The sequence below is a fragment of the Pseudomonas sp. TZ252 genome (assembly GCF_056110345.1).
In genome coordinates this window covers 1,608,482-1,623,523 of sequence record NZ_CM148566.1, presented here as the reverse complement: position 1 = coordinate 1,623,523, position 15,042 = coordinate 1,608,482, and the positions used below count along the sequence as shown (strand labels likewise).

The 15,042-nt window shown below is 67.4% G+C and carries 11 protein-coding genes; 8 read left to right on the top strand and 3 right to left on the bottom strand.

Annotation, left to right across the window (positions count from 1 at the left end):
• Positions 1 to 9: 9 nt before the first annotated feature.
• Together ctpL and gcbA are read right to left on the bottom strand one after the other, a co-directional pair.
• On the bottom strand, positions 10 to 1,983 hold the full coding sequence (ctpL, locus tag ACYAF3_RS07530; protein ID WP_003112328.1) for a methyl-accepting chemotaxis protein CtpL: 1,974 nt from the start codon (positions 1,981 to 1,983) through the stop codon (positions 10 to 12).
• Positions 1,984 to 2,060: 77 nt separating this feature from the next.
• On the bottom strand, positions 2,061 to 3,689 hold the full coding sequence (gene gcbA, locus ACYAF3_RS07525) for a diguanylate cyclase GcbA (RefSeq protein WP_003106227.1): 1,629 nt from the start codon (positions 3,687 to 3,689) through the stop codon (positions 2,061 to 2,063).
• Positions 3,690 to 4,041: 352 nt separating this feature from the next.
• On the opposite strand from gcbA, the gene ACYAF3_RS07520 reads away from it, so the two are divergent.
• The 4 genes from ACYAF3_RS07520 to speA all read left to right on the top strand — a co-directional run bounded on the left by ACYAF3_RS07520 (position 4,042) and on the right by speA (position 8,388).
• A complete protein-coding gene (locus tag ACYAF3_RS07520; RefSeq protein WP_003106226.1) occupies positions 4,042 to 5,112 on the top strand; it encodes a DUF2333 family protein in 1,071 nt (356 codons plus the stop codon).
• 3 nt (positions 5,113 to 5,115) lie between these two features.
• Positions 5,116 to 5,652, top strand: a complete 537-nt coding sequence (locus ACYAF3_RS07515) for an NUDIX hydrolase (protein WP_003095369.1) — start codon at positions 5,116 to 5,118, stop codon at positions 5,650 to 5,652.
• A 203-nt stretch (positions 5,653 to 5,855) separates the two neighbouring features.
• Positions 5,856 to 6,227, top strand: a complete 372-nt coding sequence (locus tag ACYAF3_RS07510; protein ID WP_003106225.1) for a translation initiation factor Sui1 — start codon at positions 5,856 to 5,858, stop codon at positions 6,225 to 6,227.
• A 250-nt stretch (positions 6,228 to 6,477) separates the two neighbouring features.
• Positions 6,478 to 8,388, top strand: a complete 1,911-nt coding sequence (speA, locus tag ACYAF3_RS07505; protein WP_003121112.1) for an arginine decarboxylase — start codon at positions 6,478 to 6,480, stop codon at positions 8,386 to 8,388.
• A 241-nt stretch (positions 8,389 to 8,629) separates the two neighbouring features.
• Here the strand turns inward: speA and ACYAF3_RS07500 are convergent, their stop codons facing one another.
• Complete coding sequence (locus ACYAF3_RS07500) at positions 8,630 to 9,784, bottom strand: acetyltransferase domain-containing protein (protein WP_003116101.1); 1,155 nt, start codon at positions 9,782 to 9,784, stop codon at positions 8,630 to 8,632.
• 141 nt (positions 9,785 to 9,925) lie between these two features.
• Between ACYAF3_RS07500 and cntO the strand changes: the two genes are divergently transcribed.
• Genes cntO through cntI form a run of 4 tightly spaced genes read left to right on the top strand, consistent with a single transcriptional unit; the run spans position 9,926 to position 15,007 of the window.
• On the top strand, positions 9,926 to 12,052 hold the full coding sequence (gene cntO / locus ACYAF3_RS07495) for a pseudopaline transport outer membrane protein CntO (RefSeq protein ID WP_012614593.1): 2,127 nt from the start codon (positions 9,926 to 9,928) through the stop codon (positions 12,050 to 12,052).
• A gap of 29 nt (positions 12,053 to 12,081) precedes the next feature.
• Positions 12,082 to 12,873: a pseudopaline biosynthesis protein CntL gene (gene cntL / locus ACYAF3_RS07490; protein ID WP_003104339.1), complete on the top strand. Its 792-nt coding sequence runs from the start codon at positions 12,082 to 12,084 to the stop codon at positions 12,871 to 12,873.
• A complete protein-coding gene (cntM, locus tag ACYAF3_RS07485; protein ID WP_003161329.1) occupies positions 12,870 to 14,171 on the top strand; it encodes a pseudopaline biosynthesis dehydrogenase CntM in 1,302 nt (433 codons plus the stop codon). Before cntL ends, cntM begins: the two co-directional genes overlap by 4 nt.
• Positions 14,153 to 15,007, top strand: a complete 855-nt coding sequence (gene cntI, locus ACYAF3_RS07480; protein ID WP_015647973.1) for a pseudopaline transport inner membrane protein CntI — start codon at positions 14,153 to 14,155, stop codon at positions 15,005 to 15,007. Before cntM ends, cntI begins: the two co-directional genes overlap by 19 nt.
• Positions 15,008 to 15,042 lie beyond the last annotated feature (35 nt).

The window sequence follows — 15,042 nt, the reverse complement described above, 5'->3', positions numbered from 1 at the left end:
GCCGCAGGGTCACAGGCGGAAGGCCTGCACCGTGGTGCGCAGGTCGCCGCCCAGTTGCCGCAGTTGCTCGCCCTGTTCGCGGCTATGGCCGATCAGCCGCAGGTTTTCCCCGCCCAGGGCGTGGATGCGTTCGCTGTGCGAGCGAATCTCGCCGACCGCCTGGCTCTGCTGGGTCGAGCCTTCGGCGATGCGTTCGGCCATCACGCCGATGGTATGGATCGCGGCGACCACTTCGTCCAGCGCGCCTTCCGCCGCGCCGGCCTGTTCGGCGGTGCGTTCGGCATGCTCGACCTGGCTGCGCATGGCCTCCACCGATTGCCGCGCGGCCTGTTGCAGGCGGCCGATGAGCTGCTGGATCTCCTCGGTGGCGCCGGCGGTGCGCTGGGCCAGCGAGCGGACTTCCTCGGCGACCACGGCGAAGCCGCGGCCCTGGTCGCCGGCGCGGGCGGCCTCGATGGCGGCATTGAGGGCGAGCAGGTTGGTCTGTTCGGCGATCGAGCGGATCACCGTCAGCACGCTGCCGATGGTCGCCGACTCCTCGGCCAGGCGCTCGATCGACTGGGCGTTGCCTTGCACCTCGTCGACCAGCTCGCGCAGGCCGCCCAGGCTCTCGCCGATCACCCGCTGGCCATGCTCCACTGCCTGGCCTGCGCTGCGACTGGCGTCGGCGGTCTGGCTGGCGTCTCCGGCGACCTGCTGGATCGCCGCTTCCATGTCGCCGAGGGCGTCGCGGATCTGCCCGGTATCGCCGGCCTGGCGCTCGACCCCGGCGTGCAGGCCGCTGCTGACCTCGGCCAGGGTCTGGCTGCTGCCGGCGACCTGTTCGGCGCGGCGGTGGATCGCGCCGACCAGCTCGGCGAGGAAGCTGCGCAGGCGGTTCAGCGAATCTTCCAGGTTGCGCAGGTCCTCGGTGCGGGTACGCAGGGATATGGGGCGCGAGAAGTCGCCGTCGGCCCAGGCCGAGAGCGCCGGCACCAGTTGCCCGAGGACCCGCGCCAGGCGTCTTTGCAGGCTGTCGATGGCGAGGGCGATGAGCAGGATCAGGGCGATCATCCCACCCTGGATCAGGCGTACCTGGCCTTGCAGGCGCTGGCGTTCGCCGCGCACCTGCGGTTCCAGGGTGGCCAGGGCCTGGCGCACCGCGTCCAGTCTGGCGCCGGTGTCGGCGGACAGTTGCTGGCGACGCTCGATCAGGTCGCGGGTGCGGCGCAACTCGTCCGGATAGCGTTGCAGCAGGCTGGCGAGTTCGCGCCGCAGCGCCACGCCGCGGTCTTCGGCATTGCCGGCGCCAGCCTCGGCGTCGCCGGCCAGCCCCATCATGGCGGCGAAGTCGTCGCTGGCCGAGCGTTGCTCGTCGAGCACGCCGAGCAGCGGCAAGGCCTCGATCCGCCCGGCCTGCTCGCGCAGGTTGGCCAATTCGCGCTCGACGTCGCCGGCCAGGGCCGGGTTGGCGCTTTCCACCAGCTTGGCGCGGGCCAGGCTGAGGCGGGTCAGGTGCAGGCTGGCGAGCAGCAGCGGGGTGCGGTAGGCGCCGGCCTGGGGCTGCCCCGCCGCGGCGTCCAGGTAGGCGGACCATTGTTCCAGGTTGCCGGTGAGGTCGCGCTCGGCCTGTAGCAGCAGGCCCTGCGGGTCGCCGGCGAGCTTGCCGGCGGCGAGCAGGTCGCCGGCGCTGAATTCGCGCAACTCCGCGAGGCTTGGCGCGAGGGTCCGGGCGAGGTCCGGCGGTAGCTCCGGCAAGGCCTCGGCGAGGCTTTCCAGGGCTTGCAGCGCGGCCTGCTGGCGCACGGCGTCGCCGCTGCCGAGGTACTGGCGGATGTTGCGCGCGACCTGTTCGTCGAAGCGCTGCGACAGCTCCAGGTACTGGTCGAGCAACTGGAAGGGCCGCTCCATGGCGCGTTGCGACCACCACAGGGTGATTCCCAGGGCGAGGCAGACGGTGAGCAGGAGCAGGGTGTTGAGGTTGGTGAGTTGCTTGAGGCGCATGGCGAGTCTCGTCCGACTACGGAACGGCGAGACCGCAGGTTATTTCCGTTCGGTTACCGACTGATGACAAAAGGCCATTATCGAGCGTCGGGACGATATACCTCGATCCGGTTGCGCCCGCCGTGCTTGGCCCGGTACAGCGCTTCGTCGGCCTGCTTGGCCATGCTCTTGATATCGAGGTCCGGGGTCAGCTCGGCGATGCCGCAACTGAAGGTGCAGCGCAGGTCGGTCGGTTGCGCCGGGTAGTGGATCTCGGCGAAGCGCTGGCGAATCTCGTCGAGCACCAGGCGCGCGGCGTCCAGGTCGGTGTCCGGAAGGACCACGGCGAACTCTTCGCCGCCATAGCGGCCGATGTGGTCGGTCTTGCGCAGGCGTTGCTTGAGGAACAGCGCCAGGCCCTTGATCACCCGGTCGCCCATGGGGTGGCCGAAACGGTCGTTGACCTGCTTGAAGTGGTCGATGTCGAGCATCGCGAAGCTCAGCGGACGGCCATCGCGACGTGCGCGCAGACGGGCGTCCTCGAGCAGTTGCAGGGTATGGGTGTGGTTGTACAGGCCGGTCAGGCTGTCGCGCACCATCCGCGCCTTCAGGCTGCGCGCGCGGCTGGCGCGGGTGCGCACGGTGGCGATCAGGTGGCGCGGGCGGATCGGCTTGGTGAGGAAGTCGTCGCCGCCTTCGCTCATGGCGTCCAGCTGCTTGTCCAGGTCGTCCTCGGCGGACAGGTAGATGATCGGCACGCTGACGTGGCGCTCGTGCTGGCGGATCACCTTGGCCAATTCGGTGCCCAGGCATTCGGGCATGTACATGTCGAGGATGATCAGGTCGGGCTGGAAGTCGCTCAGCTCGGCCATCACCGACAGTGGCTCGGTGAGTGCGCGGGTGATGATCCCGGCGCTGTTGAGGACCATCTCGGTGTGCAGCGCCTGGGCCCGGGAGTCGTCGACGATCAGTACCCGGTAGGGCTCGTAGAAGCTCAGGCGGCTGAGGGTCTCGATCTTTTCCAGCACGCTGGAGGCGTCCAGGGTGCCGGTGAAGAATTCCTGGCCGCCGGCGCGGGCCGCGGCCAGGCGGGTCGGTGTGTCGGTCTCGCTGTCGCTGAAGAACAGCACCGGCAGCTTGTGTTCGAGGCCGGCCTGGGCCTCGCTGGCCAGTCGCAGGCCCATGTCGGGGCCGGCGAAGTCGACTTCCATGACGATCGCCGCCGGGTAGCGTTCGCGCATGCTGGCGCGGAAGGCGTCGGCGGTCTCGCAGCTCAGCGCCTGCAGACCGAAGAACTCCAGTTGCTGGGCCAGGCGCTCGGCGCGTTCGCGGTCCTTCAGTGCCAGGTAGACCGGTTTGCGCAACGGCGGCAGGACGGTGTGCTCGAGCTGGTCGCCATGCCGCAGGCCGGTGCGCGACAGGCGCTGCATCAACTGGTTGAGTTCGCTGATCGACTCGCTGGAAAGCCGGCCGCGGTTGGCCTCGACGACGTCCAGGGTACGGTCGATGGCACCGGCCAACTGGGCATGCTCGGCTTGCTCGAAGCGTTCGGCGTAGCGCTGCAGGCGCAGGGTGGCGTCGGCCAGTTCTTCCATGCCGTCGCTGTTCCACTCCGCGCGGGTCAGGCGTTGCCAGACCTCCAGAACCTGGCGCGCCTGGTTGATCACTCGCTGGGCGAAGTGGTGCTTCAGGCGGTCCAGGGTCGGGTCATCGTGCTCGGTCATCATGACGCGCTTCTTTCGTGGTCTTCGCGGCAGAGCGTCGCTGCGAATGATGGCTCTATGCTATCATCTATCGCCATGAAAGCCAGCGGCCGTTGGGCGGCTGACGAGAGGAGCCTTTTCTTTTCCAAATGTCATCCCCACCTGTTGGTGGGTGCCTTTGTGCGACGGACTACGGCATGCTTATGCCTGTTTCGGAAAATTCTCACTGAGCATTCCGGCACAAAACCGGCTTCCACTACGCTGAAAGCCGACGATGCCGAGGTTTTCGGCGTCCTGGAAGGGTTGGCGCTTGGCACGGAACGCGTTCGCCATGGTCCAATCCCCCATCTATCGAGCTGTTTTAAGGACCCTTGCCATGCTGGACTGGAAGAAGCGTCGTGGGACCATGCGCGATCGCGTGGACAATTCCGTGGATGATGTGCGTACCTACTTCGGCGGCCCCTGGCTGGTGCGCGTGGTGGGAGGCCTGCTGGGCATCTACCTGCTGGTGGCGATGCTGGTCGGCTGGTACTGGAGCCAGGAACCCGACCTGTTCCCCGTGCAGCAGGACGCCCAGGCCGCCGCCGAGCGCGCCGGGCGGCAGATGGTCACCGGCTACACCACGGTGGAGACCCTCAAGGAAGTAGTCGATACCCTGCTGACCAAGCCGGGTGGCTACATCTCCAACGACATCTTCCCGCCGGGCATCTGGATGGACAACATGCCCAGCTGGGAGTATGGCGTGCTGGTCCAGGTGCGCGACATCAGCCGGGCGCTGCGCAAGGATTTCGCCCGTTCGCAGTCGCAGTCCACCGAGGACGCCGACCTGGCTCGCGCCGAGCCGCGTTTCAACTTCGACAACAAGAGCTGGGCGCTGCCGGCGTCCGAGTCGGAGTACCAGGAAGGCATCAAGTCGCTGGACCGCTACCTGGCTCGCCTGTCCGACCCGAACCAGCCCAACGCGCAGTTCTATGCCCGTGCCGACAACCTGAACAACTGGCTGGGCGACGTCGCCACCCGCCTGGGCTCGCTGTCCCAGCGCCTGTCGGCGAGCGTCGGCCGGGTCAAGCTGAACACCAACATCAAGAACCCCGAAGAGGTACAGCCGGGCGAGGCGCCCAAGGTCGAGGAAGTGGTCCAGGAAACCCCCTGGCTGCAGATCGACAACGTCTTCTACGAGGCCCGGGGCCAGGCCTGGGCGCTGTCGCACCTGCTGCGCGCCATCGAGGTCGACTTCGCCGACGTGCTGGCGAAGAAGAACGCCACGGTCAGCGTGCGGCAGATCATCCGCGAACTGGAGGCCGCGCAGGAGCCGTTGTGGAGCCCGATGGTGCTGAACGGCAGCGGCTACGGCATCCTGGCCAACCACTCGCTGGTGATGGCCAACTACATTTCCCGCGCCAACGCCGCGGTGATCGACCTGCGCCAGCTGCTTTCCCAGGGCTGACCCATGGCCGCGCCGATCAGCGCCGAAGAGGTGGCCCACCGGGCCGCCTCCGACGCCGAACTCATCGCCTGGGTCGACGAGCAGGACCGCCCGCTCGGTAGCCTGCCGCGCGCGGAGCTGCGCGAGCGCGGGCTGATCGGTCGCGGCACCTTCATCCTGCTGTTCAACTCCGCCGGCGAGCTGTGCGTGCAGCGCCGGACCCTGAGCAAGGCGGTCTATCCCGGGTACTGGGACCTCGCCGCCGGCGGCATGGTCCAGGCCGGCGAGCCCTACGCCGACTCCGCCGCCCGCGAACTGGAGGAAGAGCTGGGAATCCGCGACGCGGTCCTGCGCGAACATGGTCGCTTCTTCTTCGACGAACCGGGCAACCGGCTCTGGTGCGCGGTGTTTTCCGCCGTCTCCGATGCGCCCTTGCGCCTGCAGGCGGAGGAAATCTCCGAGGCCCGCTTCATCCGTCCCGAACTGGCGCTGGAGGAGGCTCGCAGCTTGCCATACTGCCCCGATTCCCTGCAGGCGTTGCGCCTGTACCTGGACGCCTGAGCCGCGGATGTCGCCATTTCACCGATCAATGGCGCATTTTCGCTCTTAGCATTTGCTCGCAATGCTGCTAAATTGCGCGACCTTTTCGGGCGGTCCCCATGCCGCCCCTGCGCAGCCCCTGCCTGAGTGGGGCGTCGCGGTCGGCTCCCGCCGGCCATCGTTGTTGACCTGGCCCGTCGAGGCCATTCTGGGGGAAACGCCCGGTGGTCAAAAAAGCTTCGTCCCTGTCCGCCCTCGGCGGGCTGGTGTATTCCACGGATGGCGGCCGGCATTGCCCGGACTGCCAGCAACCCAAAGACGCCTGCATCTGCGGGCAGGCCGTAGCGCCTGTCGGCGACGGGATCGCGCGCGTGCGCCGCGAGACCAAGGGCCGCGGCGGCAAGACGGTGACCACCATCAGTGGCCTGCCGCTCGCCGGCGATGCGCTCAAGGAGCTGGCCAGCGCGCTGAAGCGGCGCTGCGGCACCGGCGGCAGTCTCAAGGACGGCGTGGTGGAGATCCAGGGCGAGCATGTCGAACTGCTGATCGACGAACTCCTCAAGCGCGGTTTCAAGGCGAAGAAGTCCGGCGGCTGACCGCGTTCTCCCCTGCAGAGAGCGGGCAGGTCCGGCACCGCGAAGGCCGCACCAGCCCTTTCCCTAGATGGGAGACTGCGGATACCCGCATGAGCGGATTTCCTCGGCTTTCCTAAACTACCGCCCAGTGTGGCGGTCAACACGGCAACGTCACATCCTCCGGCTAGCCTCCACCACAGGCGTGCCGGCCCAGGGCCATCCGGAGATCCCGGCGCCCGCCCGACCCCGAACATTGAGGAGATCACCGCGCATGGCCGCTCGACGGACTCGCAAAGACGATGGCAGCAACTGGACCGTGGCCGACAGCCGCGGCGTATACGGCATCCGCCACTGGGGTGCGGGTTATTTCGCCATCAACGATGGCGGCAATGTCGAAGTGCGTCCGCAGGGTGCCGACTCGACGCCCATCGATCTCTACGAGCTGGTCGGCCAACTGCGCGAGGCGGGCCTGAGCCTGCCGCTGCTGGTGCGCTTCCCGGATATCCTGCAGGACCGCGTGCGCAAGCTCACCGGCGCCTTCGACGCGAACATCGAGCGCCTCGAATACCAGAACCGCTATACCGCGCTGTATCCGATCAAGGTCAACCAGCAGGAAGCGGTGGTGGAGAACATCATCGCCACCGAGAACGTCTCCATCGGCCTGGAGGCAGGCTCCAAGCCGGAACTCATGGCGGTGCTGGCGCTGGCCCCGAAGGGCGGCACCATCGTCTGCAACGGCTACAAGGACCGCGAGTTCATCAAGCTGGCGCTGATGGGGCAGAAGCTCGGGCACAACGTGTTCATCGTGATCGAGAAGGAATCCGAGGTGCAGCTGGTGATCGAGGAGGCCGCCAACGTCGGCGTGCAGCCCCAGGTCGGCCTGCGCGTGCGGCTGTCCTCGCTGGCTTCGTCGAAGTGGGCAGACACCGGTGGCGAGAAGGCCAAGTTCGGCCTTTCCGCCGCCCAGCTCCTGTCGGTGGTCGAGCGCTTCCGCCAGGCCGGTCTCGACCAGGGCGTGCGCCTGCTGCATTTCCACATGGGCTCGCAGATCGCCAACCTGGCCGACTACCAGCACGGCTTCAAGGAAGCCATCCGCTACTACGGCGAGCTGCGCGCGCTCGGCCTGCCGGTGGATCACATCGACGTTGGCGGCGGCCTCGGCGTCGACTACGACGGCACCCATTCGCGCAACGCCAGCTCGATCAACTACGACATCGATGACTATGCCGGCGTGGTGGTCGGCATGCTCAAGGAGTTCTGCGACGCCCAGGGCCTGCCGCATCCGCACATCTTCTCGGAGAGCGGCCGGGCGCTGACCGCGCACCATGCGGTGCTGATCACCCAGGTCACCGACGTCGAGCGGCACAACGACGACGTGCCGAAGATCGTCGATCTCGACGAGCAGCCGGAGATCGTTCGCTGGCTGGCCGAACTGCTCGGCCCGACCGATGCCGAGATGGTCACCGAGACCTACTGGCGCGCCACCCACTACATCGGCGACGCCGCCGCGCAGTATGCCGACGGCAAGATCAGCCTGGCGCAGAAAGCCCTCGCCGAGCAGTGCTACTTCGCTATCTGCCGGCGCCTGCACAACCAGCTCAAGGCCCGCCAGCGCTCCCACCGGCAGGTCCTCGACGAACTCAACGACAAGCTCGCCGACAAGTACATCTGCAACTTCTCGGTGTTCCAGAGCCTGCCGGATACCTGGGCCATCGGCCAGGTGCTGCCGATCCTGCCGCTGCACCGCCTGGGCGAGGAGCCGGATCGGCGCGCGGTACTGCAGGACCTGACCTGCGACTCCGACGGCAAGATCACCCAGTACGTCGACGAGCAGAGCATCGAGACCAGCCTGCCGGTGCACGAGGTGAAGGAGGGCGAGGACTACCTGATCGGGGTGTTCCTGGTCGGCGCCTACCAGGAGATCCTCGGCGACATGCACAACCTGTTCGGCGACACCGACTCGGTGAACGTCTACCAGCGCGCAGACGGCGGCATCTATCACGCCGGCATCGAGACCCACGACACCATCGAGGACATGCTGCGCTACGTGCACCTGTCGCCGGAGGAACTGATGACCCTCTACCGCGACAAGGTCGCCGGGGCCAAGCTCACCGCCCGCGAGCGCAACCAGTACCTGGATGCGCTGCGCCTGGGGCTGACCCGCTCGGCGTACCTGTCCTGACTGGCTAGCCCGTCGGCGACGGGAAGCGAACCAGGCAATGGCCGGCGGGCGCGAGGCGCCCGCCGGCCGTTTCGTTTCCGTTGTCTGGGAGTTCCGCGCAACCCTTCATTTCTACTTCCCTGCCGGCGGTGGACGTCGGCGTGGTTGCCTGCTGTGTCCGGCGGATAACGCTTCGCAGCATTCGTCCTACCCGTGGGGGGAAGGGCCGGACGTTTCCAGCGGCTCCTGGATGCTCCGCGCCTCAGAAGTATTTCAACCAGGCGATATCCCGCCGCCGCGCCTTGAAACCGGCGAACCAGTGCACCGCCGGGTACAGCGTCACGGCCAGCAGGATGCTGCACAGCCATAGCGCCGGCACCGAGGAGAAACCGAAGTAGTCGCCCCGGTTGGCGCCCCAGATCGCCAGCGCCAGCAGGTACAGCAGCTTCAGTAGGTAGAGATGCAGCAGGTAGAAGAACATCGGCGCTCCGCCGAACGCCACCAGGGCCTTGCCGCGACCGCTCCAGTCCAGGCGTTCGAACCAGGCCAGGAGCAGCAGGCCGATTCCCAGGGTGAGGGCGAGGAACAGCAGCGACGGCGGATACTTGGTGACGTTGAAGAAGCCCATCAGGGTGATCGCCGGCGTCTCGCCGAAGGCCCAGGGTTTCTCGCCATAGCCGTTGAGCAGGCGCAGCAGGATGAAGCCGAGCAGCAGCCCGCCACCGCCCGCCAGGAGGTAGCGTCGGCGCGTGGTTGCCGGCGTGGCGCCGCTGAACCAGTTGCCTGCGGCATAGCCCAGGGCGATCACACCGATCCACGGCAGCAGGGGGTAGGAGGTGCGCAGGCGCAGGGCGTCGCCCGCTTCGATCCAGCCGCGGTCGTGGAGCACCGCCCACGGCAGGTGCCAGGCCGAGCCGGGAGCGAAATGCAGCGGATCGAGCAGGTTGTGGCCGGCCACCAGCAGCACGCCGAGCGCCGCGAGCAGAGGGCGCGGCAACCAGAGCAGGGCGGCCAGGGCGAGCATGCTCAGGCCGATCGCCCAGATCACCTGGAGGTAGATCACCGTCGGCGGCAACTGGAAGGTCCAGGCGAAGTTCACCAGGGTCAGTTCCAGCGCCACCAGGAACAACCCGCGCTTGAACAGGAACGCCGAGACCGCCCGGCGTCCCTGGTGCTTCTCGCCGTAGAGGAATGCCGACAGGCCGGTGAGGAAGACGAACACCGGCGCGCACAGGTGCGCCAGGGTACGGCTGAGGAACAGCGCCGGCTCGGTGCTGGCGACGTCCATCGGGTCGCCGACCTGGCGGTGCAGGAAAAAGGTCTCGCGGACATGGTCGAGCAGCATGAACAGCATCACCAGGCCGCGCAGGGCGTCGATGCTGTGCAGGCGGGAGGAATTGGAGATGGAGTTGGGCATGGCTGGGCTGGTCGTCGGAAAAGAGGGATGAGTATCACAGCCTGGCGGCGAGACGCGAGATAGAGCCGGGCATTGTATTGCGAGGCCGGAATCGAACTGGTAGCGTTATAGTATATCATTTCTTTTCTGGTGCGATTTCCCATGAGAGTCAGTGTGTCGCTTGTCCTCGGTGTCGGCCTCGGTTGCAGCAGTCCGGCGCTCTGGGCGGAAACGGAAAGTCCCGCAGAGCTTGAGGTCCTCACTGTCACCGCCGAAGCGGAGCGCGCGGAGGGCCCGGTGCAGGGCTACCGGGCCAATCGGACGGCCAGCGCGACGCGCACCGACACCCGTATAGAGGACATCCCGCAAGCCATCAGCGTGGTGCCGCGCCAGGTGCTCGACGACCTTGACAGCGCTCGTATCGAACGGGCGCTGGACTTCGCCGGCGGGGTCTCGCGGCAGAACAACTTCGGCGGCCTGACGATGTTCGAGTACAACGTCCGTGGCTTCACCACTTCGGAGTTCTACCGCGACGGCTTCAGCGCCAACCGCGGCTATATGAACGCCCCGGACAGCGCCACCATCGAGCGCGTGGAAATCCTCAAGGGACCGGCCTCCAGCCTTTACGGGCGCGGCGATCCCGGCGGCACGGTGAACCTGGTGACCAAGAAGCCCCAGGCCGAGCGCTTCGCCCGCCTGCATGCCAGCGCCGGCAGTTGGGACCGCTACCGCTCGACCCTGGACCTGAACACGCCGCTGGACGAAGAGGGCGACCTGCTCTACCGGATGAACCTGGCGGTGGAGGACAGCAAGGGCTTCCGCGACTACGCCGACGGCCAGCGCCTGCTGGTGGCGCCATCGTTCAGCTGGCAACTGGACCCGGACACCTCGTTGCTGGTGGAAGCCGAGGTGGTGCGCAACCGCCAGGTCTTCGACCGCGGCACCGTGGCGCCGCACAACCACCTGGGCAGCCTGCCGCGCTCGCGGTTCTTCGGCGAACCGGACGACGGCAAGATCGACAACAACAACGAAACCCTCCAGGCCACCCTGCGCCATCACTTCAACGAGCAGTGGAGCCTGCGCCTGGCCAGCCACTACAAGCATGGCCACCTGGACGGCTACGCCTCGGAGAACTCCAGCCTCGCCGCCGACGGCTACAGCCTGCGCCGGGAGTACCGCTACCGCGACTTCGAGTGGCACGACAGCATCACCCAGCTCGACCTGCTCGGCGACCTCCATACCGGCTCGATTCGCCACCAGTTGCTGATGGGCCTCGAGTACGAGCGCTACCACAACGACGAACTGATCCTGCGTAGCATCCCGTCGCGCAACCCCTATGCCATCGACATCCGCCGGCCGGTCTACGGCCAGCCGAAACCACCCTTCGGACGCGACGACCGCAACCACGAGGAAGTCGACGCGATGGCCCTCAACCTGCAGGACCAGATCGAGTTCAGCGAGAAATGGCGCGGCCTGCTCGGCGTGCGCTTCGACCGCTACCGCCAGGACATGAACGCCACGCGCCTGAACAATGGCCGCTTCCGCGACACCAGCTCGCAGCAGACCCAGCGTGCCGCCACCCCGCGCATCGGCGTGCTGTACCAGGCGACCCCGGAGGTCGGCCTGTTCGCCAACGCCTCGAAATCCTTCAAGCCCAATGGCGGTACCGACATGGCCGGCAAGGCCTTCGACCCGGAGGAGGGGCGCGGCTACGAGGCGGGGGTGAAGCTCGACCTGCTCGATGGCCGGCTGGGCTTGACCCTCGCCGCGTTCCACCTGAAAAAGAAGAACGTGCTCACCGCCGACCCGAGCAATCCCGGTTACCAGCAGACCGCCGGCGAGGCGCGCAGCCAGGGCTTCGACCTGCAGTTCAGCGGCCAGCTCACCGAGCAGTTGCGGCTGATCGGCGCCTACGCCTATATCGACGCCGAAGTGACCAAGGACGAGAACATCGCCCGTGGCAGCCGCCTGCTCAACGTGCCGAAGCACAGCGGCAGCCTGATGGGCGTCTACGAGTTTCGCGAAGGCTGGCTGCACGGCGCCGACGCCGGCGCGGCGCTCAACTATGTCGGCGAGCGCGCCGGCGACAGCAGCGACAGCGGCTTCGAACTGCCGGCCTACACCACCGTCGACCTGCTCGCGCACTATCCGCTGGCGAGCAATGCCACCCTCGGGGTGAACGTCAACAACCTCTTCGATCGTCGCTACTACGAGCGTTCCTATAACAACGTCTGGGTCGCCCCCGGCGAGCCGCGCAACCTGACCATGAGCCTGACCCTGAACTACTGAGCCCTCTACCGCCGCCAGGAAGCCATGCCATGCAAGGACGCACACCGCTGCTGGAAACCCTCCGCGAACTGGAATGCGAGATTCGCCTGCTCACCGTCTATGCCCGCGAGTGTTGCGGCTGCTACGAGATCCTCAGGCGCAAGCTCGACCGTCTGAGCGGACTGATCGGGGAGGATTGCAGCCGGGCGCAGTGGCAGGCCGATTCGGACGACCCTGCGTTGCAGGCGCTCGGCCTGCGCCTGCGCGACGCGGCGGTGCAGGCCCTCTGCGAACTGGAGAAGCACCTTTGCCAGGGCGTGCTGCATGAACCCGGCGAGATGGGCCGCTACCTGGGTAGCCTGCTGGAATCCATCCGCGGCGAACTCGACAGCGCCGGGATAGATGCCGATGCACGGGTCCTGTTCGTCGGCTCCGGTGCCCTGCCGACCTCGGCCCTGGTGCTGGCGCGGGAGGTCGGCGCACATTTGTGCTGCCTGGACATCGACGAGGAGGCCCTGGGCTGTGCCCGCGAGATCGCCCGCTGCCAGGGGCTGGAGGCGCGCATGCAGTTTTCCTCGCTGCCGCCGGCGGAACTGGCGTTTTCCCGCGATGCCACGCATTTCCTGATCGCTTCGCTGGTGCAGCAGAAAAGCGCGGTGCTGGCGCAGATCCGCCAGGTCATGCGCGCCGACGCCAAGGTCCTGCTGCGTCACGGCAGCGGCATCAAGGGACTGTTCAACTACCCGGTGGAACCGGCCGAACTGGAGGGCTGGCGGGTTTGCGCGGAGCGGGTCAGCCAGCCGCTATACGACACCCTGATCCTGGAGAAGGCCGGTCGATGAATGCCGCTGATGAGAGCCTGGGCAACGTCCTGCTGGTCGGTCTGGGCGCGGTGGCGATCCAGGTCGCGCTGGACCTGCGCCGCCACGGTGCCGGTCGCCTCGGCGCGCTGAACCATCCCGGCCGGCGCAGCCAGCGGATCGCCGAGGCCCTGGCGCGCGGCGCCTGCCTGCAGCTGGAAGGGCAGGGGCAGCATCGCTGGCTGTCCGGCAACGCCGCGCTGGACGTCTTCCACCAGGACCCCGCTGAGCTTCGCGACGATTGGCAGACCCTGGTGCTCTGCGTGCCGGCCGACAGTTACCTGGACGTGGTCCGCGGGTTGCCCTGGGAGCGACTCGGCGGGGTGCGCACGCTGCTGCTGGTGTCCGCCTTCATCGGCGCCAACCTGCTGGTGCGCAGCGCCCTGCCGGCGGGGTGCCAGGCGACCGTGCTGAGCCTGTCCAGCTACTACGCGGCGACCAAGGTGATCGACGAGACACAACCGCTGCGGGCCCTGACCAAGGCGGTCAAGCGCAGGGTCTACCTGGGTTCCAGCCGGCCGGACTGCCCGGCGCGGGAGACCTGGCGGCGAGTCCTGGCCGGCAGCGGGGTGGAGGTGGTACCCCTGGCGACGCCGGAAGCGGCGGAGGGCCGCAACGTCACCACCTACGTGCACAGTCCGTTCTTTCTCGGCGAGTTCGCCCTCGCCCGGATACTTTCCGAGCAGGGGCCACCCGGTTTCATGTACAAGCTCTACCCGGAGGGACCTATCACCCCCGGGGCCATCGGCGCCATGCGGCGGCTGTGGTGCGAGCTGAGCGAACTGTTGCGGCGGATGGGCGCCGAGCCGTTGAACCTGCTGCGGTTCCTCAACGACGACAACTACCCGGTGCACGAGACGATGCTGCCGCGCGCGGCCATCGACGGCTTCGCCGAGGCCGGCGCCGAGCGCCAGGAATACCTGCTGTTCGTGCGCTACGCGGCCTTGCTGGTCGATCCGTTCTCTCCGGCCGACGAGCAGGGTCGCCACTTCGACTTTTCCGCCGTGCCGTTCCGCCGCGTCAGTCGCGACGAAGACGGACTCTGGCGGCTCCCGCGGGTGCCGCTGGAGGACTATCGCAAGCTGGCGCTGATCGTCGCGCTGGCCGCCCACTTCGACCTAGCCATGCCGCAGGCGCGCAGCCTGTTGGCGAGCTACGAGAACGCCGTGTCCCGATTCATCGATTGCCAAGGAGCGAGCCAGTGCCATCCAAGCCTGTATCCGATCGACAGCCGTCCGGAGGCGGACGCCATCTATCGCCAATGGTGCTCGACCTGCTGAAGAGCGGGGTGCTGCTGGCGGTGCTGGCGTCCTTCACCTTCAGCGTGATGAACGCCCTGGTCAAGGAAGCCAGCGCCACCCTGCCGGCTGCCGAGATCGTGTTCTTCCGCAGCGCCATCGGTACCCTGCTGATCTACCTGCTGATGCGCCAGGCCGGTGTCGCCCTATCGCGCCAGGGCGTGCCGATGCTGCTGGTGCGCGGGGTGATGGGGGCGCTGTACCTGGTCTGCTATTTCTACGCCATCGCCCACATCCCGCTGGCGGACGCGAGCATCCTGGCGCACATGTCGCCGTTCTTCGTCATCCTCTTCTCCGCGCTGTTCCTCGGCGAGCGGATTCCCCGGGCGGTCTATTGGCTGTTGCTGGTGGTGGTGCTCGGCGCGCTGATGATCGTCAAGCCGTTCAGCTATTCCAGCTACTCGGTATACGCCGTGGTCGGCTTGCTCAGTGCGGTGTTCGCCGCCGGTGCCTCGGTGGCGATCCGCCAACTGAGCGCGCGGCACCATACCTACGAGATCGTCTTCTACTTCCTGGCGGTGGCCACCCTGGTGGCCATCCCGCTGATGTGGAACGACTTCGTGGTGCCGGCGACGCTGCGCGAGTGGAGGCTGCTGCTGGCCATCGGGGTCGTATCGCTACTCGGCCAGGTGTTCCTAACCCGCGCCTTCAGTCACGAGAGCGCGACCATCGTTGCGGTGACCCGCTATATCGGCATCGTCTTCAACGCCGGCTGGGGCTGGCTGTTCTGGAGCGAGGTGCCGGACGCACTGACCATCGCCGGCGGCGTGCTGATCGTGGTGGCGTGCATCGCGCTGTCGCGGACGAAGAAGGGCTGAGCCTCCGGCGCGACCAGCTCCCGCTGCTTCGCGCC